Raw genomic sequence first — 20,495 nt, 5'->3', positions numbered from 1 at the left:
GGATCAACCAGGTCGAGCGCTGGTTCGGTTACCTGACCGACCAGCTGATCCGCCGCGGAGTGCACAAGAGCGTCCAGGCACTGGAGGACGATATCCGCGCCTGGATGGATCGCTGGAACGCCGATCCCAAGCCTTTCGTGTGGACCAAGACCGCCGAGGAGATCCTCGAATCCCTCGCTAAATATTGCCGACGAATTTCAGGCGGATCACACTAGTACGGTGACCTTGATTCCCGCGCGGGCGAGCAGCAGGCCCAGCATCATGCCGGCCGGGCCGCCGCCACATATCAGGACTCCGGTGTTTTCGGTGGTCATGTCAGCCTCTTCTGGCGCAGGCCGTAGTGGGTGAATAGAGCGATGACCGCCAGCCGCAGCGCCACGTTCGCCCAGATTGCGGCGTGGACGCCGCGGGTGAAGGCGTAGGCCTCGACGGCGGCGGTGCAGCCGTGGAACACGATCATGGTCCAGGCGACCAGGCGCAGCCCGTCCGGTTGCCGGAGGGTTCTGCCCGCGAACGACAGGAACGCCACGGCCAGCTCGGCGGCTCCCAGCAGGTAGCACACCAGATAGGCGTCCGCAGGGATGCGAATGCCGACGGCGCTGGGAACCAGGCCGGGCGCGGCGATGAGCACCACGCCCGCTGCCAGGGTGACCAGGCCGTGGAGGGTGAGCAGGATGCGGAGATTCACCGGTCCGCTACCCCTCGCAGGCGGGTCTGGGCCGACTGCCGGTCGTTGAGGCGCGGGTACGGCTGGTCCGGCACGGGCACGCCCAGGAAGTCGCATAGCGGCTGCCAATCCTGCCCGGTCCGGTAGATCAGGACCCGGTCGGCGGGCAGTGCGTCGGTGACCTCGGCCGTGTGGCGCTGGAACACCTGCACGGCGTGGCGCTCCTCGGGCATCGCATCGTCCAATGTCGTGCCGAACGTGTCGCGCCAGATGTGCTCCAGCAGCGGCCGCATGCCGGTGACCACGGGGTGGAATTCGGGCGGCACCGCACTGGGGTTGTGCAGCATCGCGAAGACGGTGTCGCGGAGGCTGGCGTACCAGGCATGCGGGTCACGCACGGTGACGATGACCTTGGCGTCGGGGTAGGCACGCGAGAGCGGGCGCCAGAAGAAGGCGCTCGGCCAGTCCACTGCCGCCCGGTAGTCCGCCAGCACGTCGTTCCAGTCGATTGGCCCGTCCAGGGCCTGCCGCCAGCGTTGCGCCTGCTCTGGATGGGCGCCGATTTCCTGCATGTGGTGGCAGGGGCCGAAGCCGAGCTGCTCCAGCGCCGCCTTCAGTGACGTGGTGCCGGTGCGTGGCAGTCCCGCGCCGATCACGCTGATCATCCGAACGTCTCCTAATTCATCAGAGGATGAGTCTCTGATGAGGACGATACACAGATAAGGTTCACATCGGAATGGGTACCATGACTCGTCGTGGACCAAGACCTCGTGGGGGCGGCGCTGGCGGCCGCCGCGCAGCACGGCAAAGACGTGGCCGACGTGCCACTGAGCGCCATCGCCGCCGCCGCGGGCATCTCCCGCAGCACCCTGATCAGAAGGCTCCGCGGATCACGGGCCCGACTGGACGAGGCAGTCCGGCAGGCCGGGATCGATCCCGGCGGGCGCCCGCCGGTACGGGAACGAGCCATCGAGGCCGCGGCCACGCTGATCGCCCGCGACGGGCTCGGCGCGGTCACCATGGAGGCCGTCGCGGCCGCCGCGCACTGCTCGCCGACCAGCCTGCATGCCGTCTTCGGCAGCCGCGACGGTCTGCTCGCCACCATGTTCGACCGGTACGTCCCCGTGCCCGATCTGGAGGCGCTGGCCGCCGATCCCCCCGAACGAATCGAGGACATGGTCCACGCCGTCTACGCCGCGCTGGCAGAGGCGTTCGCCCGCGAGCCACGGGTGCTGCCGGCCATCTTCGGCGACCTGCTCACCCGCCCCGACGGCACCGCCGCCCGGATGCTCAAGGCCAACCTGCCCAGAATGTTCGCCAGCCTCAGCACCCTGCTCACCACGCAGATCCAAGCCGGCCGGCTCCGGCCCCTCCCCCTTCCGCTCCTCATCCAGCTCATGATCGGCCCAATGGCAGGGCACATGCTGCTGCGCCCCGTACTACAAGACGGGTTGGGGAACGTCCTGCCCCCGGTTGAAGCGGTCGCGCGGACATTCGCCGAGGCGTTCATCCGCGCCACTGCCCCCTGAGCCTGCCACCACGCCGCCGCCCGCCCGGACGGCGGCGTGGAGCAGTTCCACTGCTGCAGGCGGAGACCGCTGGCGGGGGAGACGTCGGTGACATCCAGCACGTGTCACGGGATCCCTCCCATGATCGGTGGATGAGATCAGCGGAGGAGGAAGGTCGCCACGCCGCCGGAGGGAAGTTCGTAGGAAAAGTTCGTGCGCCCCATAGAGACGTTGAAGCGCTGGCTGCCCGATCCCCAGTCGTCGTTGACGGCCAGGAGGTAGATGGAGCCGTCGGGGTTGCGGAAGGTCACGCCGATGACGGATCCGGCGTAGAAGGAAGTGCCCAGGCGGACGGCTCCGCGCTTGATGAACTTGCTGGCGTGGCCGAGGACGTAGTACTCGGCGGTCGGGGTGGCCTTGCCGGTGGCGGAGTCGATGGTCACGACGCCGAAGCAGGTGGCGCAGCCACCGTTGCGGGGGCCGCCGGCAGGGTCGAGCGCGAGGTTCCAGGAGATCACGGTGGACGCCCAGTGCCGCGTTCCCCATACGGTGAGCTGCCGGGTCTGCCAGTGCAGGGTGTCGGCGAAGGTCGTCGCCGGGTTGGCAGACTGGCTGCCGGAGCATTCGGTGAGGAGGATGTCCTTGCCCGGGTAGGCGTCATGCGCGGCCGACATCCGGTCGGGGTCGCCCGCATAGCAGTGGAAGGCCAACCCGTCGATCTCCTTGGCGGCCTGTGGGTCGGACATCAGGGTCTTGACGTACTCGGGGTCGGCCGGGTCTTCGGCCGGTCCGGAGTCGTTCGGGTGCAGGCTCCAGCTGTGGTCGTAGCCGAGGATCTGAGTGTCGAGGCCGGCGGCGCGCAGCTTGGGACCGAGCGCCTTGATGACCGCGGCCGCCTCATCGGGCCGCAAGTCCATGCCCGGATAGCCGTCGGGGTTGCGGTTCTGCGGCTCGTTCTGCACGGTCAGCGCGTCGACCTCCACTCCTTCGGCCTTGTACGCCTTCACGTACTTGACCAGGTAGTCGGCGTAGACGTCGACGGCGTCGGGCTTGAGCCTGCCGCCGATGAGTGAGTCGTTGGTCTTCATCCAAGCGGGCGGCGACCACGGCGTGCCGATGATCCGCAGCCCCGGGTTGATCGCCTTGGCGAGCCTCAGCAGGGGCAGGATCTCCTTTCGGTCGTGGGCGATGGAGAAGTGCTTGAGCCCTGGGTCGGTTTGCCCTGCGGGCATGTCGTCGTAGGTGTAGTGCGGTCCGTTGACGAAGTCGGAGGAGCCGATCGGCTGGCGCAGGGAGGACAGTCCGAGGCCGCGCCCCTGAGGGCTGAACAGCGATCGCATGATCTCGTGCTTGCGGGGCGAGGTGACGATCAGGTGGGCCGAGGAGTCGGTGAGGGACGCGCCGAAGCCGTTGATCTTCTGGTGGGTCTCGCGGGGGTTCACGGTGATGGTCGGCGCGGCGGGGTCGGCGGGCTGGAGGAGATCAGTACGGTCGGCCAGCAGGTTCCGCTCATCACCAGTGGTCAGCCAGACCTGGGCGACCGGCTTGGGCTTGGCATTGGCCGGGGGTACGGCGATCGTGGTGCCCGCCAGGAGGGCGACGCCCCCCAGCGTTATGGCTGCTCTCTTCACGCTACGTTCTCCTCGATAGGGGTGGACCCGCCGATCCGGCACAGATCGGCGGACGCAGGCGCGGCGATGTGCTCGCCGTCGAAGCGGATCGAGGCCGAGACGGCCGACCCGAGATGGCTGTTGGTGGCTTTGACGAGGTGGTCGTCGAGTTGGCCCGCGACGACACGCAGGACGGCCGCGCCGCCCCTGGCCGCGACGATCTCGATCTGATGGGTGCGGCCCCGGTGGCGGACTTCCAGTTCGATCATCGGATCGGAGTCGCTTTGGACCAGGACGGTCACGTAGCAGACGTCGTGGCCGGGGTGGATTCGGAGGTAGGCGTCAGCCGCGCCGGACAGGACGGTGATCCGATCCTCCGCGGTGAGGTCGCGGGGCGCGATGCGGGGCAGCGCGTCGGCGAGGATGGTGCAGGGTTCGCCGTGCTCGTCGTGCAAGGGTTCCGTGCCCTCCAGGTGGAGGTGTCCACCGGCGGCAATATGGGCGGCGAGCTTCTCTTGGACCGCGCGGTGCATGAACTGCCCGCCGTGAAGAGCGATCCGGTCGTGCCCGGCCAGGTCGGCGTACTCCAGATCGACGATCCGGTAATCGCGGCCGGCGGCGCGCATCCGGTGGTGGAAGTCCAGCAGCGGCCGTCCGCACTGCTCGGCCGCGCTGGGCGACCAGGCGCCGATCGCGGCGTAGGGGGTGTAAAGGCCCCAGGTGGCGTAGGTGACGGGAGCGCATTCGAGGTACTCCGTGCCGTGCAGCGTGAAGTAGTCGGCGAGCATCTTCACTGCCGCGGCCTTGCCGGTGGGGCGGCCGTCACCGTCGATCGGCGGGCAGTCCGGATAGGGGGCGGACAGGACGGCGTCGAGCGCGGGTGTCCAGTCGGTGGTGGCGATCGCGGTGTAGATGTTGAATCCGGTTGCACCGGCCGCCAGGGCGAGGAGGGTCTGGTGGAAGCTGGTGGCGCCTGAGGCGTAGGCGGTGTCGTACAGCTTGGAGAAGCCCCAGTTCTCCTCCATGTTCGGTCCGGCGGCGCGTTTGGCGGCGATCACGTAGCGGGCGTGGGCGGACCGGTCGGCGGAGACGACGCCCATCCAGTTGGTGAAGCCGTACCGCAGGCCGTCCCAGGTCTCCGGCCGGACGCGGGCGAGCCAGGAGTCCAGGTCGCCGTCGTCGCCCGCGGGCGGGTTGAGGTTGAGCACCACCGGGACGGGTGGGGCGAACGCATCGGTCCAGCGGCGCAGCACCTCCTTCAGATAGGCGGCGTGGAAGCGACCCCAGTCGACGTGCTGGAGGGGAGTCGCGGGGCCGCGCGGTGGCTCGACCTCCGCGAGGGCGGTGTACGCGGTGCCGTGCCGTGCGTTGTAGCCGGCGACGTCTCCGTACTCGCGGGCCAGGACGGTGCGGAAGAACTCCAGCCCGGACGTGCTGTAGTCGTATGCCGACAGTGGGCGGGCGCCGTTGGTGAACAGGCCTTCGTTCCCGATCTGGCTCCCGATGATCGGCCCTGTGGGCGTCACCAGGTCGGGGGCGAACAGGGCTTGGCCCGCCTCGCGCAGCCACCGCTCGGCGAGCGCGGCGAAGCGCGAACCGAGGGGGGCTGGAAGCGGCCACGGGACGGCGCTGCCGTCGGCGTCGAGCTCGGAACCCGACCACGTGACGGGGGCGCCGTCGGCGTCCAGCTGCGGCTCGATCGCGGGATCGGCGAGGGGGCACACCCAGTCAGGCAGGCCGCCGTAGTTGAGCTCGGCGTGGACGAACGGGCCAGGCTTGACGATGACCTTCAGCCCGAGCTCACCGCAGAGCTGGACGAAGGCGACCGCGTCAGTCAGGTCGGGCGGTGCGGCGGCGTCGGGCTGGTGGTGCCGCCATGGGATGTAGGTGGTGACCACCCTGACGCCGGCAGCGGCGACGAGGGTGGTCAGGCGGTCCCGCCACACCTCGGGGCGGTCGCGGAAATACGGGTACTCGGCGGTGATGAGCAAAGAAAGGCTCCGATTACTTGAGGCCGGTGAACTGGATGCCGTCGAGGATGCGGCGCTGGAAGATGAGGAAGATGAGGATCACGGGCATGACGGCGACGACCGCTCCGGCCATGACGAGGTGCGGCTGGGCGACCCGCCCGGAGGCGAGCGCCTGAAGGGCCAGCGGCAGCGTGTACTTGTCCTGGTCGCTGAGGATGACCAGGGGCCAGAGCAGGTCGTTCCAGTGGAAGATGAACGCGGTGATCGTCACGACCGCAAGGGCCGGCCGGGCCATGGGCAGCGCGATGCTCCAGAAGATCCGCAGCCGGCTCGCGCCGTCCATCATGGCGGCCTCCTCCACCTCCTTGGGGTGGGTCAGGAAGAACTGGCGGAGCAGGAAGATGTCGAACGCCGACACCAGACTCGGCACGATCAGGCCGGTCAGGCTGTCGGCCATGCCGAGCCACTGGGTGACGTAGACCTTCGGCACGAGCAGGGCAACGCTCGGCAGCATGATCGTTGCCAGCAACGCGGCGAACAACCGGTCCCGGCCGGGAAAGGGGATGCGGGCGAAGGCGTAGGCGGCCAGTGCCGAGCAGAACACCTTGAGCGGGATCAGCACGGCGACGACCAGGACGCTGTTGAGGAACGCCCCGCCGAACCCGCCCAGCTCGAAGACCTCGGTGTAGTTGGCGAGGGTGCCCGCCCAGTGGCCCTCCTCGGTGGTCGGCAGCAGGTGCGGAGTGGAGGTGAACACGTCCTGCGGCTGCTTGAACGAGGTGGCGACCATCCAGGCGAACGGGGCGAGCGCGACGAGTGAGCCGGCTGCCAGGAGCAGGAAGGCCAGCACGCGCAGCGGGACCGAGGCGCGCCGTCCCGACCGGCCCTCCGGGCGTCGGTGACCCACCGGACGGCGGGTCCGTTCGGCGAGCAGGGTCATGAGGCGACGTCCCTTCGGCTGAGGCGGAACTGCAGCGCGGTGATGAGCAGGGTCGCTATGAACAGCAGGAACGACATGGCGCTGGCCACGCCCATCTCGCCGTCCCGGAACCCGGACACGTACAGCTGCAGCACGTAGGTGAGGCCCGCCGACTCCGGTCCGCCGATGTCCCTGCCGAAGAGCACGTAGACGACACCGAACATCTGGAGCGCGAAGATGATCCCGGTGACCGTCAGGTAGAAGGTGGTGGGGCGCAGCAGCGGGAGCGTCAGGCTGAAGAGTTGCGCGCGCCGGTTCGCGCCGTCGATCTCGGCGGCCTCGTACAGGTTCCGCGGGATGCCTTTGAGTCCAGCCAGGAAGATCAGCATCGCGGTGCCCGATTGCCAGGCGGCGATCAGCACGAGCGCCGGGACGACCATTTCCGGGATGCCGAGCCAGTCGGGCCCGTCGATCCCGATCAGGGCGAGGACCTCGTTGATAAGGCCGAACTGCGGGTCGTACAACCACCGCCAGATCGCGGCGACGGCGGCCTCGGCCGTCACGACGGGCAGGTAGAACGCGAGCCGGAAGAAGCCCTGTCCGCGCCGGACCGCGTCGATCAGGTACGCCTGGACGAACCCGGTGAACAGCGCGGCCGGCACGGCCAGGACCGCGTAGAGAAGGGTCACCCGGACCGAGATCCAAAAGTCGGGGTAGAGATCGCGGTCGAAGAGGATCTCCTGGTAGTTCCGCAGGCCGGTCCAGCGGGGTGCGGAGGTCATGTCCCAATCGGTGAAGCTGAGAAACAACGCGCCCGCGGCGGGGACCGCCATGAAGACGATCGTGTGCACGATGGCCGGGGTGACGAACAGCCAACCGACGAACGTGTCGGAGCGGGCGCCCTTTCGGGCGCCCGCCTGCCGCATCAGCTCCATCCGAGGACCTTGGCGGCCCGGGTGGCGGCGGCGTTCAACGCGTCGGCCGGCGATGTGTCCCCGTCCACGCCATCCTCGATGGCCTTGGCCAAGACGTCGTCATTGACCTTGATCCACTCGGTGAGCGCGGGACGGGGACGTGCCGACTCCAGTTGCTGGATGACGATCTTCATGTCGGGGTCACCGGCCAGCGTCGAGGTGGCGGCGGCCTTCTTGTTAACGGGGAAGTTGCCGGTGATGTCGGCGTACTGCGCGTTGTGCTCGGCGCTGGACAGGAACTTCAGCCACTTCCAGGCGGCGTCGGGGTTGTCGGCCTTGCTGAACACGACGCCGTTGTCGCCTCCGATCGTGGAGGCCTCCTCCAGCTTCTTCGGCAGCAGCGAGACGCCGAACTTCAGCTGAGGGAACTGCTCGCGGATGCCCAGGACGTCCCAGGGGCCGGAGAACGTCATGGCGGCCAGGCCCTTCTGGAACGCCTGGTCGGTGTTGGTGATCTTCCTCGGGGAGCTGGTCAGCAGGGTGCGCCACAAGCCGAGCGCCTCCTGGCCCTGGGGGTCGTTGAAGGTGATCTTCTTGGCGGTCTCGTCGACCATCGTTCCGCCGGCCGACGCGACGAATGCGGAGAAGATCCAGGCGCCGAAGCCGTCACCCTTGGGCAGGGAGACCCCGGCGACATTCGGGTGCTCGCGGTGGACCTTCTCCGACGCGGCGATCAGTTCGTCCCAGGTGGTCGGTGGGGTCTGGACGTACTGCTTGTTGTAGAAGAGCACGACCGTGGTCTGCTGGAGGGGGATGCCCATCAGCTTGCCCGCGACCTTGTTCGTGCCGAGCGCGCCGGGGTAGTAGTCGGCCTCGTCGGTCGTCCCGGCGGGGACCTCGGCGAGCTGTCCGCCGCCGGCGAACCTGGCCATCTGGGGCTGGTCGAGGTAGCCGGCATCGGGGGCGCCGCTGCCGTTGAGCGCGGTGGCGAGCTTGGTGTTGTAGTCGTCCTTGGGGACCTCGGTCAGCTTGATCTTGATGCCGGGGTTGGCGGACTCGAAGTCCTTGGCGAGCTGCTTGACCTTGACGGCCTGGTCGGGCGTCGGCTGGTAGTACCAGAAGTCGACCGTCTGCGTCGCGGCCTCCTGGGCGCCTTCGCCTCCGCAGGCCGTCGCCGCCAGAGCGAGCGCGAACAGGGCTGTGGCAATCCTCATCGGTGTTCTCATCTGGGATTCCTGTGGTTCGGAGGGCGGATCAGGAGTACAGGTTGAGTTCGTGGATGGACCACCAGTTGCCGGCCGAGCCGGTCTGGACGATCCGCAGGTAGCGCTTGGTCTGCGTGGGGAAGGACACCGTGGTCGTGGCGGCTCCGCTGCCGGAGGCGATCGCCGTGCCCCACGATTGGGGGTTGTCGGAGGCGTAGACCTGGAAGCCGCGGGGCTCATCGCCTCCCGCGGAGGTGAAGTGCAGGGTGGTGAAGGTGCGAGCCTGGCCGAGGTCGACCTGGAACCATTGGCCGTTCACCTGGGCCTGGCCCGTCGACCAGCGGGTCGACTCGTTCCCGTCCAGCGCGCGAGCGGGAGCATCCCCGGCGGCCGACACCGAAGCGGTGGCCGTCCAGCCGGTCCGGCTGAGCGCGTCGCCGGGGGTACCGGACGGGGCGGGCCAGGTGTAGGTGGCCAGAGAGCGCGCCGGGAGGCTGGAGACGAAGGAAAGGCCGTTCTCCGTGACGGAGAAGGGCTGCGCCGAAGTGGTGGTGTTGAGGGCGACGAGGACACGGGAACCGTCGGGGTTGATGAAGGCGACGTTCTGGACCTCGGCGGAGCTGGTGGAGCCGACCCTGACCGCGCCCGGCTTCACGAACCTCGCGGCGTGGGAGAGCACGTAGTACTCGGCGTTGCGGGTATAGCTGGAGCCGTTGATCTCGACGACGCCGTTGCAGCGGGTGGAGCAGCCGCCCTGGTGCGGGCCGCCCGACGGGTTCAGGGCCAGGTTCCAGGTGATGGTGGACTCCCCGCCATTGCGGGCGTTCTGGACGAGCAGGTTCTCCGCGTGCCACATCAGCGTGTCGGCGAACGTGGCGTCTCTGTCGGCGCTGTCGGTGCCGCTGCACTCGGTGAACATGACCCGCTTGCCGGCGTTGACGACCTGCTGCTGGGCGGAGACCTGTCCGCCGTAGCAGTGGAATGCGGCACCGACCAGGTGGGAGAGGTTTCCGGCCCTCGAGAACACGTCGAGGGGATAGTCGGGGCGGTCCCAATTGTGGTCGTAAGCCCAGATCCGAGTGGTGAGCCCTGCGGCGGTGAGCTTGGAGTCGAGCAGCTTGATCAGATCGGCCTGCTGCTGGGACGACATGGCCATCGACGGGTAGCTGGTGGTGAACAGCGGCTCGTTCTGGACCGTCAGGTCGCCGACCGGGACGCCCGCGGCACCATATGCCTGCACGAACTTCACCAGGTAGTCGGCATAGGTGCCGACATACTCGCTCTTAAGCGAGCCGCCGTTGAGGTTGTTCGAGTCCTTCATCCAGGCCGGTGCGCTCCATGGGGAGCCCATCACCTTGAGTGCTGGGTTGAGCTGCCTGGCCTGGCGGACGAGCGGCAGGATGTTCTCGGTCTCGTCCCGCTGGACGCTGAACCGCGACAGGGTCGGGTCGGCGGCGCCGTCATCGTAGGTGTAGAAGTCGGCGGTCCGGTTGAAATCGGTCGCGCCGATCGGCTGGCGCAGGTAGTTGAGGCCTGCCGTCTGGAACAGGTCGGCCATCAGCGCGTTGCGCTGGCCCGTCGGCATGGCCGCGATCAGTGAGGCGGAGGCCCCGGTGATTGAGGCCCCGAATCCGGCCATGGTCTGGTGGGTCTCGGCGGGGGACACCATCACGTTTCGTGCCAGGGGGGTGGCGCCGAACGCGATGTCGGGCTGCCGGGTCAGCTTGGCGGATCCATCGGCCGTGGTCAGCCAGACCTGGACGGGTGTCGCCGCCTGAGCCGACGTGGCGTGGAGGGTGAGGGCTCCTCCCATCACACAGCCGAGGGCCGTGGCCAGGGCGAGGCTTCGTCGCGGGTGCATGGTGCTCCTTCGATGGGGGTGAGGGAACTTCGAAGAAACAAAATGAAACAAATCTGTAAAATGTTTCGTGCCACATGAGTACTCGCACGGCTCCGCCCTGTCAAGTGTTCCCTGTACAGGCCCTGGAGATCGAATAACGGTATGCTGTGCGTGTGAAACGAAGTGATGTAACTTATGGTTAGGCGACGTAGCGGCAAGGTCACCGTCCGAGCCATCGCCACCGAGGCGGGCGTATCGATCGCGACCGTTTCGCGGGTCATGAACGGCCATGAGTACGTCGCGCCAGAGACTCGCGCCCTGGTGCAGGAGGCCGTGAACAGGCTCGGAAGCACGGCCGTGATCCCCGGCCCTGCTTCGGAGGACCCTCCCAGAGGGGCCGTCTACGTACGCTGCCCCTATCTGCTGACCGACTACTTCGGGATGATCGTCTCCTCGGTGGCCGAGACCCTCGACCTGCACGGCCGTCGCCTCATCCTCAGCGCGGGCGACGCGGCCCGCGACGCGAGCGTCATCTCCGGGCTCCCCAACGCCCCGGACATCGCCGGAGCGATCTTCATCGTTCCCTCGGAGACCAACGAGGAACTCGAAGAGCTACGCGCCCACGGATTCCCGTTCGTCGTGATCGATCCGCGCCTCCAGCCGCCACGCGACATCGCCTCTGTCTCGGCCTCCCACTTCGCCGGCGCCCGGAACCTCACCGCCCACCTCGTTCAACTCGGGCACCGTCGCATCGGCGTCATCGGCGGCCCCCAGGAATGGCTGGCCAGCGAATACCGCCTCGCCGGCCATACCTCCGCCCTCGCCGACGCCGGACTTCTCACCTCCCCCGAGCTCATCGTCCGCAACCGCGAACCGGTCACCGACTGGGGCTACGACTCCGCCCGCCGTCTCCTCGACCTCCCCGAACGCCCCACTGCCATCGTCGCCTTCAACGACAAGTCCGCCGTCGGCGCCCTGCGCGCCGCCTTCGAACACGGCCTCCGCGTCCCCGAAGACATTTCCATCACCGGGTTCGACGACCTCTACCTCAGCCTCAGCACCCTTCCTAGGCTCACCACCGTCCGCCAGCCCCTCGAAGAGATGGGCCGCATGGCCGTCAGCCTCCTCATGCGTCTCATCGCCGGTCACACCGTCGAGGCTCTCCACATCGAACTCGCCACCCACCTCGTCATCCGCGACTCCACCGGTCCCGCCCCCGCTACGCGATAGGAGAAAGGCCCTGAGAGCCGCGATTAGCAGGGGGGTAAAGCCCGGCTGTCAGTCGAGCTCGTATACGGGGCGTCAAAGGGCGGGACAATGCCGCGGACCTGGTGGCGCTCATGAGATTGATTGCGCCGAGGCTTCTCGCAGGCACCGACACACCGTCCCCCGGTCCGTCCCGGAAGAAGGGGAGCTGACCGATGCCCGAAATGGTGCCCAATCCGCTACGGGAGGCGTTGCGGGACGCGCTGCGGACGATCGAGCCCGCTGATTCACGAGATGCGAGATGCGCTCAGCCCCCGCCAAGAACTTCCACATCGGCAGGAACTGGACGGGCCCGGTCGCCAAGACCTTCGACGGAGAGCTTGATCGGCACAACGGGCGGGTCCAGCATGCGGGTGGGGCCGTTCTCGAGACCGCCCGAAGGAAGTTGATTTCGCGTTTCCGGGGTTTTCCGGCTTTCTTGAGAGGATGCCTGACGAACCGGCGACGGACGGCACGGTTTCGGCGTATGACAATCAAGGACCAGACGAAGTGGACGGCGGCACGCGAGGGGAGTTCTCGCCGGGCTCGAACGTATGGATCACGTGGTCGGGACCCAGTCGCGTGCCGTGCTCGAACTCGGCCGTGAACGACGCATCCCCAAGAGCCTCGCGCAGGGCCGCGGTGATGCGGTCTACGTCCCCTCGTTCGGCCGGTGGCAGCGGCGCGCCGACCGACTCGCGCAGCGCCGCGGCGACGCCCAGCAGGCGTGCGGCGCGTGGTGCGTTCACAGCGGTGAGTGCCCCCGCCAGTCCCTCGAAGGCCAGGGCCACGGCCCGGGGGTCGCCGATCTTGCGGGCGGAGGCGAGGCCGTCCAGGTGCAGTCTCATCGCGGCTTCGGCGTCGCCGCGCTGTTCGGCGGCGAATCCCAGCTCGGCCAGGGCCAGGGCCAGGCCGGGCTCCCCTGACACGCCGCGTAGCCAGTCCACCCATTTGGCCAGGTGGGATTCGACCAGCTCCGGTTTGCCCTGGCGGCGAGCGCTCAGGGCCAGCCCCATCTCGGCGAAGTGCTGGGCGACCTTGTTGGACTGCTCGGCGGCCAGGCGCATCGCCTGCTCGTGGTACGCGTCGGCGGCCGCGAGGTCGCCCGTCAGAAGGGCGATCCTGCCGAGCCCGGACAGCCGGAACGACGCCTCGCCCCAGAGGGAGAGCTCCTCGGCTATGCGCAGGCCCTCGCGGTGCAGCCGGGCCGCCTCGCGATAGTCGCCCGCGATCTCGGCGAGTTCGGCGAGAGTGTTGGTGGCCTTCACCCGGCCCCACCGGTCGCCGAGTTCCTTGAAGAGCTCGTCGCTGTTCAGAGCGTCGCGGTGGGCGGCGGCGAGGTCGCCCCGGGCCCGGGCGATCGTGGCCCGCACACTCAGCGCGGCGGCCACCCCCCAGCGGTCGTCCAGCTCGCCGAAGCCGTCAAGGGCCTGCTCAAGCAGGGCTGAGGTGACGGTCAGGTCGGTGAAGCCGCGTTGCGCGTAGCTCAGGAACCACTGAGCCCGTGCCCGCGCGCCCATGTCGGCGATGTTCTCGTAGGAGCTGGTCGACGCGCGGGCATCCGCATCGGTGCCGTCGCTCATCAGGAGGCGCACGCCGGTCCGCCAGGCGGCCACGCGGGCGTCGTCGCATACGTTCAGCGCCAGGTCGAGCGCGCGCCGGGCCTCGGCCAGGCGGCCGCGCAGGAGCCAGTACCAGCCGAGCGCGTTGACGAGGCGGGCTGCGGCGTCGCCGTCGGCCAGCCGTACGGTCGTGTCGAGGGCGGCGCGCAGGTTGGCCCATTCGCGATCGAGGCGTTCCAGCCAGGGCCGCTGGTCGGGGCCGCGGAGGTGCAGCGCGGCGCGTTCGGCCAGCCCGGTGTAGTGGCGCAGGTGGCGGCGGTGGATCTCGTCGTATTCGCCGGCCTCCCGCAGGCGGTCGAGGCAGTATTCCCGTACCGACTCCAGGAGATGGTAGCGGGGGCCGACCGGACCGTCCGCCATGACGACGAGCGACCGATCCACCAGTCGCGCCAGCACGTCTATCCCGTCCACCCCGTCCAGCGAGCCGACCTCCTCTGCCGCGGTCAGCGTGCACCCGTCGGCGTGCACGCCGAGCCTGCGCAGGGCCACGCGTTCGGGCTCGGACAGCAGCTCCCAGCTCCAGTCGATCATCGCGCGGAGCGTACGCTGCCTGGCTGGGGCGCCGCGCCTGCCCGCCACCAGCACACCGAACCGGTCGTCGAGCCGGGCGGCCAGCTCGTGCACCCCAAGCGCGCGCACGCGAGCGGCGGCCAGCTCCAACGCGAGCGGGATCCCGTCCAGGCGCCGGCAGATCGCGGCCACGGCCGCGGCATTGCCGGGGCCGAGCCCGAAGCCCGGTGCAGCGGCGGCGGCCCGGGTCACGAACAGCTCCACGGCGGCGAAGCGGCGTAGTTCCTCGGGCTCTGCGGCGGGGTCCGGCAAGTCCAGCGGGGGCACGGCCCACAGCCGTTCGCCGGGGAGACCCAGGGACTCCTGGCTGGTGGCGAGGATGCGCAGGCCGGGCGCCGTCCGCAGCAGCACCTCGGCCACCACGGCGACGGACTCGATCACATGCTCGCAATTGTCCAGCACGAGCAGGAGGCTCCTCGTACGGAGCGCGTCGGCCAGTCGGCCCAGCAGGTCACCGGCGGCCTCTGCCTGGTCACGGATCCTGAGAGCGTCGTCGCGGACGCCGAGGGCCGAGGCGGCGACTCCGGCCACCGACGCCGGGGAGTCGCCGGAGGCCCGATCGAGGCCGGCCAGCTCCACTAGCCACGCGCCATCGGGGATGCCGCCCTCCAGTTCGCGGGCGACCTTGAGCGCGAGCTGGGTCTTGCCCACCCCGGCCGCGCCGGTGAGCGTGACCAGCCGTCCCGACTCCAGTAGCGTGCGTAGGTGGCTCACCGCTTGCTCCCGGCCGATGAGTTCGGCCAGGGCTGCGGGCAGATTGGTACGCTGCCGCACCGCGACGGCGGTCCCCTCGAGCGCTGGATCCTGCCTGAGTATCGCCTCGTGCAGGGCCACCAGCTCCGGGCCGGGGTCCAGGCCGAGTTCGTCGGCCAGCCGCTCGCGCAGGTCGGCGTAGCTCGCCAGTGCCTCGCTCTGCCGTCCAGCCCGGGAGAGGACACGCATGTGCAGGGAGCGTAGGCGCTCGCGCAGCGGATGCCGGGTCACCAGATCGCCCAGCTCGCCGGCCAGCCAGCCGTGCTCGCCGAGCGCCAGACGCGCCTCCGCGTGCTCCTCCAGCGCGGCCAGGCGCTCTTCTTCCAGCCGGGCCGCCACCGGCCTGGCGAAGTCCTCGTCGACGAAGTCGGCGTACGCCGGTCCCCGCCACAACGCCAGCGCGTCGGCCAGCAGCTTCGCCCGCTCCCGTACGTCGACCGCCGCCTTGGCCCGGGTGACCAGCGACGCGAACCGGCCGGCATCCACGGCCTCGGGCTCCAGCCGCAGCAGGTAGCCCGGAGGCTGCGACACCACCAGGTCGCGACCGCCCGGCTCGGCGCTCTCCAGGACCCGGCGCAGCTGGGACACCCTGGAGTGCAGGGTGCCGGTGGGATTGCGCGGCAGCCGCTCGCCCCACAAGTCGTCGATCAGCCGATCGGACGACACAGGACGCCCCTCGTACACGAGTAGATCGGCCAGCAGCGCCCTCACCTTCGCCTCGGGAATGCGTACGGGCCTGCCGTCAGCCGTCCAGACGGCCAGCGGACCGAGCACCCCGAAACGCACAACCGCCAGGTTAGACGAGTTCGGACGGGCCCAAAGACGCCCGCAGAAAACCCGAAGGGGCCCGGATCAGGATGAAGCCATCAACCGATCTTTCAAAGGATGAATGAACGATGAGGGTCAATCGCGAGATCCGGCTTGCCTCCCGCCCGGTCGGTGAGCCGGGACCGGACAACTTCGAGCTGGTCGAGGTCGAGCTGCCGGAGCCGGGCGAGGGTCAGATCCTGGTCCGTAACACGTGGATGTCGGTCGACCCGTACATGAGGGGCCGAATGAACGACGCCGAGTCGTACATCCCGCCGTTCCAGCTCGGCGTCGCGCTGGAGGGCGGCGCGGTCGGCGAAGTGATCGCCTCCCACGCCGAGGAGATCCCGGTCGGGGCGACGGTGTCCCATTTCCTGGGCTGGCGCGAGTACGCCGTGCTGGATGCCACCGCAGCGGCCGTCGTGGACACCGGCCTCGCCCGCCCGCAGGACTATCTGGGCGCACTCGGGCCGACCGGCCTGACCGCGTACCTCGCCGTCACCGAGATCGCACCGGTCAAGAAGGGCGACGTGGTCTTCGTCTCCGGCGCCGCCGGCGCCGTCGGCGGCGTGGCCGGGCAGCTCGCCCGCAAGCTGGGCGCCGCCAAGGTGATCGGCTCAGCCGGGGGACCCGAGAAGGTCAAGAAGGTTGTCGAGGACTTCGGCTTCGACGCCGCCATCGACTACCGAACCGGCTCGCTGCCCCAACGGCTCGCCGAACTCGCGCCCGAGGGCGTCGACATCTACGTCGACAACGTTGGCGGCGACCACCTGCAGGCCGCCATCGGCGCGCTGAAGGTGCACGGTAAGGCCGCCCTCGTGGGCATGATCAGCCAATACAACGCGACCGCCCCCGTTCCGGGCCCGAGCAACATCTACGACGTGGTCACCAAGCGGCTGACCCTGCGCGGTGTGCTGGTGACCGACCATCTTCACCGCTTCCCCGAGTACATCGCCCAGGCCGCAGCCTGGCTGACCGACGGCGGTCTGCGCACGGAAGAGACGGTGGTCGAGGGCCTCCAGCAGGCTCCGGACGCCTTCCTCGGCGTGCTGCGTGGCGCCAACACCGGCAAGATGCTCGTCCGCCTGGCGCGAGGATGACGACATGTCCACTCGCATGACGATCGAGGAACGCGAGACGTTCCTGGCCGGCACCCACATCGGCGTGCTCTGCGTCCCTGAAGGTCGCGCCTCGCTGCTGATCCCGATCTGGTACGCCTACGCGCCCGGCGGCGAGATCAGGATCAGCACGCCGTCGGCCAGCCGCAAGCTGGGCCTGATCCAGGAGGCGGGCTACGTAGGTTTCGCTGTCCAGCAGGAGGAGATGCCGTACAAGTTCGTCTCCGTCGACGGCCCGGTCGTCGCCTACGAGCCGGCCGACCCGACGGAGTACCGTCGATGGGCGATCCGGTATCTCGGCCCTTCTGATGGGAAGCGGTTCTTCGAGTCGATCGAGGACGGTCTGCCGGATTGGGTCACCATCCGGATCCGGCCGGAGCGGTGGCGCACGTTCGACTTCGGCAAGGAGTTCAGCTGATCGGTGCTTGGACCGCGCGGGTCAGTGCAGCGTACGTGCCCATCCACCGCACGGTCGTCCACGAATGCCTTCTCGGGCAGGTCCCGCCACGGGCTGCCAATGCAGAACCGCACATCACTTCGTTGAACCGGCGCCTACCAGGACCGGAGGGCAACGCGCAGAATCCGCACCCTCATGACCCGAACCCTGAACAGTCCCCGGGTCTCCTTCGTGGTGGGGGAGGACTTGAACAGGAAGCGCACCGGCACACGAACCCCCAGCTCTTCAGCCAGCTCGCGGACCGCCGCCTCCTCATACGACTCGCCCACGCCCACGCCCACGGCACCGCCGACCATCACGTCGTAGTAGCCCGGGAACCGGGACAAGGTCCCACGTCCCCCGCAACGCCCCGACCCAGCGGCATCCCGACCTGAAGAAACGAGTGCGCAGCTGAGCCTGCCGGAACCGAACGTCGCCCCGCTACGCCGTCGGTGCTGAGCATTTCCGCACACACTGCTATCCCGAACGCGACACGCTGGAGGCACACGCTCACGCCCGAGGCCGAGCGCTTCCGTCTCACCCTCGGTCGGAAAGCCAGATGTCCTTCACCTGCGCAGCAGCACCTTGAGTAGACAGCCGTGTGACGTCCACTCGGATGTCGCTACCCGTGAAATCGTGCTGCTGGTCGTGCAGTGCGCCGAACTCTTCTGGTGTCAGGTACACAGGCCGGGTCTCTGCTCGTTTCTCGGTCTCGCGGAAGTCCACCTCGAGCTTCAAAATCAGCACGTCGGGCAGTGAGGCTCGATAGAGCTCGGCAGTGCTGTCCGTCAGCACATCCACGATGACCACGTCGATGTCGCCGTCCAAGAAGTTCCGGGCCAACGCACAGCCGTTAAGCACTCCCAGTCGTTGCTGGCGAAGACCCTCCAGGCCGTTCCAGGGTGCGGCGTGGCCGCTAACGACCAGATGGCGAACATCGTCGATGTCGATGAAGGCAGCACATGGTCGTTCCTGGACAATGAGGCGACCGATCGTGCTCTTGCCCACCGCTGGAGGTCCGGTCAAAATCGACGCTCGCACCAAGTAATCCTCTCGCATGCTTACCGGCGCCCAGGGCATCTCCTACGGTGGATCGAGCTGATCGCCTGTCGGAAGATTCCGAACGCCAGTCGATACCATGCCGCAGTGCCCTCAGAAACATTGATCGTGACGGTCGCCCAGATTTCCCCCGAACCAGGGGATGTGAGAGCGAATGCCCGTTCAGCGGCGGCTCTGATGATCGAAACCGCGGATGCCGGTGCGAAACTGCTCGTGTTCCCCCAGCTGTCACTTGTCAGCTACGACCTGGAGCTCTTCACCGACCCGTCGGCTTGGGTGACCGAGGACGACCCGCGGCTCGACGTCGTCCGCCAAGCCAGCGCGGAGTGCGGCGTGACCGCTGTGGTCGGCGCCGCGTACCGCGGGCCGGACAACACGGCCTGGATCGCCTCGCTGGCGATCCGGCCCGACGGCGAGATCCAGGTTTACGGCAAGCAGAACCTGCACGGCGTGGAGCGCGACCTGTTCCAGCCCGGCGACAAGATCCAGATCCTGGACATCGACGGCTGGCGCGTCGCCCTCGCCATCTGCTATGACGCCGCGGTACCGGGGCACGCAGCGGAAGCGGCCGGCCTGGGCGCCGAGGTATACGCTGTGTCCGCCCTGTACACGCAGGAGGAGGTGCGGCGCATTGACGTCCACTCCGCGGCCCGGGCCATGGACCACCGCATGTACGCGGTCGTCGCGAACCTCGCCGGCCGGGGACCGGGGTGGGAATCGTGCGGCGGCAGCGGCACCTGGCACCCGGACGGCACGCGGCTGAGCCAGGCCCGGACCGACCCGGGTGTGTTCACCATGGCGTTGTCGCGCAGTGAGCTGCAGGCGTTGCGCGACAAGGACGCCCTGGCCGGGAACCCGCGGACCGCCCTCGTCGCAGACACGTGGACGTGACGGCACCAGGCCCGGCTGAGCCACACGGCGGCTCTCTCACGGGACAGGTACTGATCTTCGACGCCGATGACACGCTGTGGGAGAACAACGTCCTCTTCGAGCGCGCCGTGGACGACTTCCTGCTCTGGCTGGACCATCCGACCCTCGACGGGGCCGAGATCCGCGCCATCCTCAACAGCATCCAGGCGGCGAACGCGGTCGCCCACGGATACGGCGGCAAGATGTTCTTGCACAGCCTGAAGGAGTGCCTGAAGCGACTCCGCGAGCGGCCGGCGAGCGCTGCGGAACTGCGCCATGTCGACGGGTTGGCCGCGGCCGTCCTGGAAGGACGCGTGGAGCTGGTCCCGGATGTCGCCGAGACACTCACAGTTCTCGGCGGCCGGCATGAGTTGCTCCTGCTCACCAAGGGCGATACCGAGGAGCAGCAGCGCAAACTGGATCTCTCGGGGCTCGTGCACCACTTTCGCGGCATCCATATCGTGGCCGAGAAGGACGTCGACACCTACCGGCGGCTCACTCGCGACCTCGACCTGGCGCCGGCTGCTACCTGGATGATCGGCAACTCGCCGAAGTCGGACATCCTTCCCGCCCGGCAGGCGGGCATGAACGCTGTCTTCATCCCGAACGACAACACCTGGGTGCTGGAGCACAGTGAGCTCGATGACGATGATGAAGGAGTGCTGCGGCTGCGGACGCTCTCCGAGCTACTGCATCACTTCTGAAAGCGAAAGGAACCTGCTGTTGAGCAACGATCCGACTGCAAACGTTCTCGCCGGGCCGTCCCAGCCGGGCGCCGATCAGGTGCGCAGGACGCCCAATGTCTCGTGCGTGTTCATCTGCCACGACGGAGACGGCCGGGTGCTGCTGGCCCGGCGCAGCGCCGGTGCGCGTGACGAGCCCGGAGCCTGGGACTGTGGTGCCGGAGCGCTGGAGTACGGGGAGTCGTTCGAGACGGCTGCCGCCCGGGAGGTCGGCGAGGAATACACGACCCGTCCGCTGACGATCGAGACCATCGGCGTTCGCAACGTCCTGCGAGAGGAGCCGCCCTCTCACTGGGTCGCGGTGATCTTCGCGGTCGGGGTCGATCCCACCGAAGCCGCTATCGGCGAGCCTCACAAGTTCGACGAGCTGGGCTGGTTCTCTCTGGACTCGCTGCCGTCGCCGATGCACTCGCAGCTCGCCGAGAGCATCAGGCTGTTCCGCGCATGGCAAGAGGTCTAGCGCGGACACAGGTTGTCGCCGGCCAGCTTCATGGGACCACTTGGGAGGAGTTTCTGCCACGAGCATGGGACCACCCGGTTGCCAGTGATGGGACCACCCGGCGTGTCACGTTCAGGTGGTTGATCACTTCCGGTTACGAC

The 20,495-nt window shown here is 68.5% G+C and carries 19 protein-coding genes and 1 pseudogene; 8 read left to right on the top strand and 12 right to left on the bottom strand.

The window, feature by feature from the left end; all coding sequences use genetic code 11:
* A pseudogene (locus Q9G87_RS59620) lies at positions 1-215 on the top strand (IS630 family transposase); the annotation flags it as partial.
* On the opposite strand, the gene Q9G87_RS59615 reads toward Q9G87_RS59620, so the two are convergent.
* From Q9G87_RS59615 to Q9G87_RS59605, 3 genes are read right to left on the bottom strand one after another with little or no spacing between them, the layout of a single operon-like run.
* The gene (locus Q9G87_RS59615; protein WP_305925557.1) at positions 207-314 is read right to left on the bottom strand and encodes an FAD-dependent monooxygenase; all 108 of its coding nucleotides are present in this window, start codon (positions 312-314) and stop codon (positions 207-209) included. The pseudogene Q9G87_RS59620 and the gene Q9G87_RS59615 sit on opposite strands and share 9 nt — an antisense overlap.
* Entirely contained in the window at positions 311-688 is a 378-nt protein-coding gene (locus tag Q9G87_RS59610) for a hypothetical protein (RefSeq protein ID WP_305925556.1), read from the bottom strand. The genes Q9G87_RS59615 and Q9G87_RS59610 overlap by 4 nt, the downstream gene beginning before the upstream one ends.
* Positions 685-1,332 (bottom strand): sulfotransferase family protein, encoded by a 648-nt coding sequence (locus Q9G87_RS59605; protein ID WP_305925555.1) that lies wholly within the window; start codon positions 1,330-1,332, stop codon positions 685-687. Before Q9G87_RS59605 ends, Q9G87_RS59610 begins: the two co-directional genes overlap by 4 nt.
* A 90-nt stretch (positions 1,333-1,422) precedes the next feature.
* Here Q9G87_RS59605 and Q9G87_RS59600 point away from each other — a divergent pair, with 90 nt between their 5' ends.
* Positions 1,423-2,196, top strand: a complete 774-nt coding sequence (locus Q9G87_RS59600) for a TetR/AcrR family transcriptional regulator (protein WP_305925554.1) — start codon at positions 1,423-1,425, stop codon at positions 2,194-2,196.
* 137 nt (positions 2,197-2,333) lie between these two features.
* Here the strand turns inward: Q9G87_RS59600 and Q9G87_RS59595 are convergent, their stop codons facing one another.
* From Q9G87_RS59595 to Q9G87_RS59570, 6 genes are read right to left on the bottom strand one after another with little or no spacing between them, the layout of a single operon-like run.
* A complete protein-coding gene (locus Q9G87_RS59595; RefSeq protein WP_305925553.1) occupies positions 2,334-3,806 on the bottom strand; it encodes a glycoside hydrolase family 30 protein in 1,473 nt (490 codons plus the stop codon).
* Positions 3,803-5,776, bottom strand: coding sequence for a beta-galactosidase (locus Q9G87_RS59590; RefSeq protein WP_305925552.1), 1,974 nt, complete (start codon positions 5,774-5,776; stop codon positions 3,803-3,805). The genes Q9G87_RS59595 and Q9G87_RS59590 overlap by 4 nt, the downstream gene beginning before the upstream one ends.
* Positions 5,777-5,789: 13 nt before the next feature.
* The gene (locus Q9G87_RS59585) at positions 5,790-6,695 is read right to left on the bottom strand and encodes a carbohydrate ABC transporter permease (protein WP_305925551.1); all 906 of its coding nucleotides are present in this window, start codon (positions 6,693-6,695) and stop codon (positions 5,790-5,792) included.
* A complete protein-coding gene (locus tag Q9G87_RS59580; RefSeq protein WP_305925550.1) occupies positions 6,692-7,609 on the bottom strand; it encodes a carbohydrate ABC transporter permease in 918 nt (305 codons plus the stop codon). The genes Q9G87_RS59585 and Q9G87_RS59580 overlap by 4 nt, the downstream gene beginning before the upstream one ends.
* A complete protein-coding gene (locus tag Q9G87_RS59575; RefSeq protein ID WP_305925549.1) occupies positions 7,600-8,802 on the bottom strand; it encodes an ABC transporter substrate-binding protein in 1,203 nt (400 codons plus the stop codon). Before Q9G87_RS59575 ends, Q9G87_RS59580 begins: the two co-directional genes overlap by 10 nt.
* 40 nt (positions 8,803-8,842) lie before the next feature.
* On the bottom strand, positions 8,843-10,654 hold the full coding sequence (locus tag Q9G87_RS59570) for a glycoside hydrolase family 30 beta sandwich domain-containing protein (protein WP_305925548.1): 1,812 nt from the start codon (positions 10,652-10,654) through the stop codon (positions 8,843-8,845).
* A gap of 174 nt (positions 10,655-10,828) precedes the next feature.
* Between Q9G87_RS59570 and Q9G87_RS59565 the strand changes: the two genes are divergently transcribed.
* Complete coding sequence (locus tag Q9G87_RS59565; protein ID WP_305925547.1) at positions 10,829-11,863, top strand: LacI family DNA-binding transcriptional regulator; 1,035 nt, start codon at positions 10,829-10,831, stop codon at positions 11,861-11,863.
* A gap of 509 nt (positions 11,864-12,372) precedes the next feature.
* Here the strand turns inward: Q9G87_RS59565 and Q9G87_RS59560 are convergent.
* Complete coding sequence (locus Q9G87_RS59560; protein WP_305925546.1) at positions 12,373-15,609, bottom strand: BTAD domain-containing putative transcriptional regulator; 3,237 nt, start codon at positions 15,607-15,609, stop codon at positions 12,373-12,375.
* A 110-nt stretch (positions 15,610-15,719) separates the two neighbouring features.
* Between Q9G87_RS59560 and Q9G87_RS59555 the strand changes: the two genes are divergently transcribed.
* Together Q9G87_RS59555 and Q9G87_RS59550 are read left to right on the top strand one after the other, a co-directional pair.
* A complete protein-coding gene (locus tag Q9G87_RS59555) occupies positions 15,720-16,730 on the top strand; it encodes an NADP-dependent oxidoreductase (RefSeq protein WP_305925545.1) in 1,011 nt (336 codons plus the stop codon).
* Positions 16,731-16,734: 4 nt separating this feature from the next.
* Positions 16,735-17,166, top strand: a complete 432-nt coding sequence (locus Q9G87_RS59550) for a pyridoxamine 5'-phosphate oxidase family protein (RefSeq protein WP_305925544.1) — start codon at positions 16,735-16,737, stop codon at positions 17,164-17,166.
* 134 nt (positions 17,167-17,300) lie between these two features.
* On the opposite strand, the gene Q9G87_RS59545 is transcribed toward Q9G87_RS59550, so the two are convergent.
* Together Q9G87_RS59545 and Q9G87_RS59540 are read right to left on the bottom strand one after the other, a co-directional pair.
* A complete protein-coding gene (locus Q9G87_RS59545; protein WP_305925543.1) occupies positions 17,301-17,531 on the bottom strand; it encodes an NUDIX domain-containing protein in 231 nt (76 codons plus the stop codon).
* A gap of 190 nt (positions 17,532-17,721) precedes the next feature.
* Positions 17,722-18,192 carry a hypothetical protein gene (locus tag Q9G87_RS59540; RefSeq protein WP_305925559.1) on the bottom strand — a complete coding sequence of 157 codons (471 nt, stop codon included), beginning with the start codon at positions 18,190-18,192 and terminating at the stop codon, positions 17,722-17,724.
* Between Q9G87_RS59540 and Q9G87_RS59535 the strand changes: the two genes are divergently transcribed.
* From Q9G87_RS59535 to Q9G87_RS59525, 3 genes are read left to right on the top strand one after another with little or no spacing between them, the layout of a single operon-like run.
* Positions 18,112-19,134 carry a carbon-nitrogen hydrolase family protein gene (locus tag Q9G87_RS59535; protein ID WP_305925558.1) on the top strand — a complete coding sequence of 341 codons (1,023 nt, stop codon included), beginning with the start codon at positions 18,112-18,114 and terminating at the stop codon, positions 19,132-19,134. The genes Q9G87_RS59540 and Q9G87_RS59535 overlap by 81 nt on opposite strands.
* On the top strand, positions 19,131-19,856 hold the full coding sequence (locus Q9G87_RS59530; RefSeq protein ID WP_305925542.1) for an HAD family hydrolase: 726 nt from the start codon (positions 19,131-19,133) through the stop codon (positions 19,854-19,856). Before Q9G87_RS59535 ends, Q9G87_RS59530 begins: the two co-directional genes overlap by 4 nt.
* A gap of 19 nt (positions 19,857-19,875) precedes the next feature.
* Positions 19,876-20,355: an NUDIX domain-containing protein gene (locus Q9G87_RS59525; protein ID WP_305925541.1), complete on the top strand. Its 480-nt coding sequence runs from the start codon at positions 19,876-19,878 to the stop codon at positions 20,353-20,355.
* Positions 20,356-20,495 lie beyond the last annotated feature (140 nt).

The organism is Nonomuraea turcica, from assembly GCF_030718205.1.
Classification (GTDB): Bacteria; Actinomycetota; Actinomycetes; order Streptosporangiales; family Streptosporangiaceae; genus Nonomuraea.
The sequence above is the reverse complement of the archived record's forward strand: the minus strand, read 5'-3'. Positions and strand labels throughout refer to the sequence as shown.

Excerpts from the sequence above, each read along its gene's own strand:
- Q9G87_RS59615 (WP_305925557.1), bottom strand. The coding sequence starts at position 314 with ATGACCACCGAAAACACCGGAGTCCTGATATGTGGCGGCGGCCCGGCC.
- Q9G87_RS59605 (WP_305925555.1), bottom strand. The coding sequence starts at position 1,332 with ATGATCAGCGTGATCGGCGCGGGACTGCCACGCACCGGCACCACGTCA.
- Q9G87_RS59585 (WP_305925551.1), bottom strand. The coding sequence starts at position 6,695 with ATGACCCTGCTCGCCGAACGGACCCGCCGTCCGGTGGGTCACCGACGC.
- Q9G87_RS59580 (WP_305925550.1), bottom strand. The coding sequence starts at position 7,609 with ATGGAGCTGATGCGGCAGGCGGGCGCCCGAAAGGGCGCCCGCTCCGAC.
- Q9G87_RS59575 (WP_305925549.1), bottom strand. The coding sequence starts at position 8,802 with ATGAGGATTGCCACAGCCCTGTTCGCGCTCGCTCTGGCGGCGACGGCC.
- Q9G87_RS59570 (WP_305925548.1), bottom strand. The coding sequence starts at position 10,654 with ATGCACCCGCGACGAAGCCTCGCCCTGGCCACGGCCCTCGGCTGTGTG.
- Q9G87_RS59565 (WP_305925547.1), top strand. The coding sequence starts at position 10,829 with ATGGTTAGGCGACGTAGCGGCAAGGTCACCGTCCGAGCCATCGCCACC.
- Q9G87_RS59555 (WP_305925545.1), top strand. The coding sequence starts at position 15,720 with ATGAGGGTCAATCGCGAGATCCGGCTTGCCTCCCGCCCGGTCGGTGAG.
- Q9G87_RS59550 (WP_305925544.1), top strand. The coding sequence starts at position 16,735 with ATGTCCACTCGCATGACGATCGAGGAACGCGAGACGTTCCTGGCCGGC.
- Q9G87_RS59535 (WP_305925558.1), top strand. The coding sequence starts at position 18,112 with ATGGCGAACATCGTCGATGTCGATGAAGGCAGCACATGGTCGTTCCTG.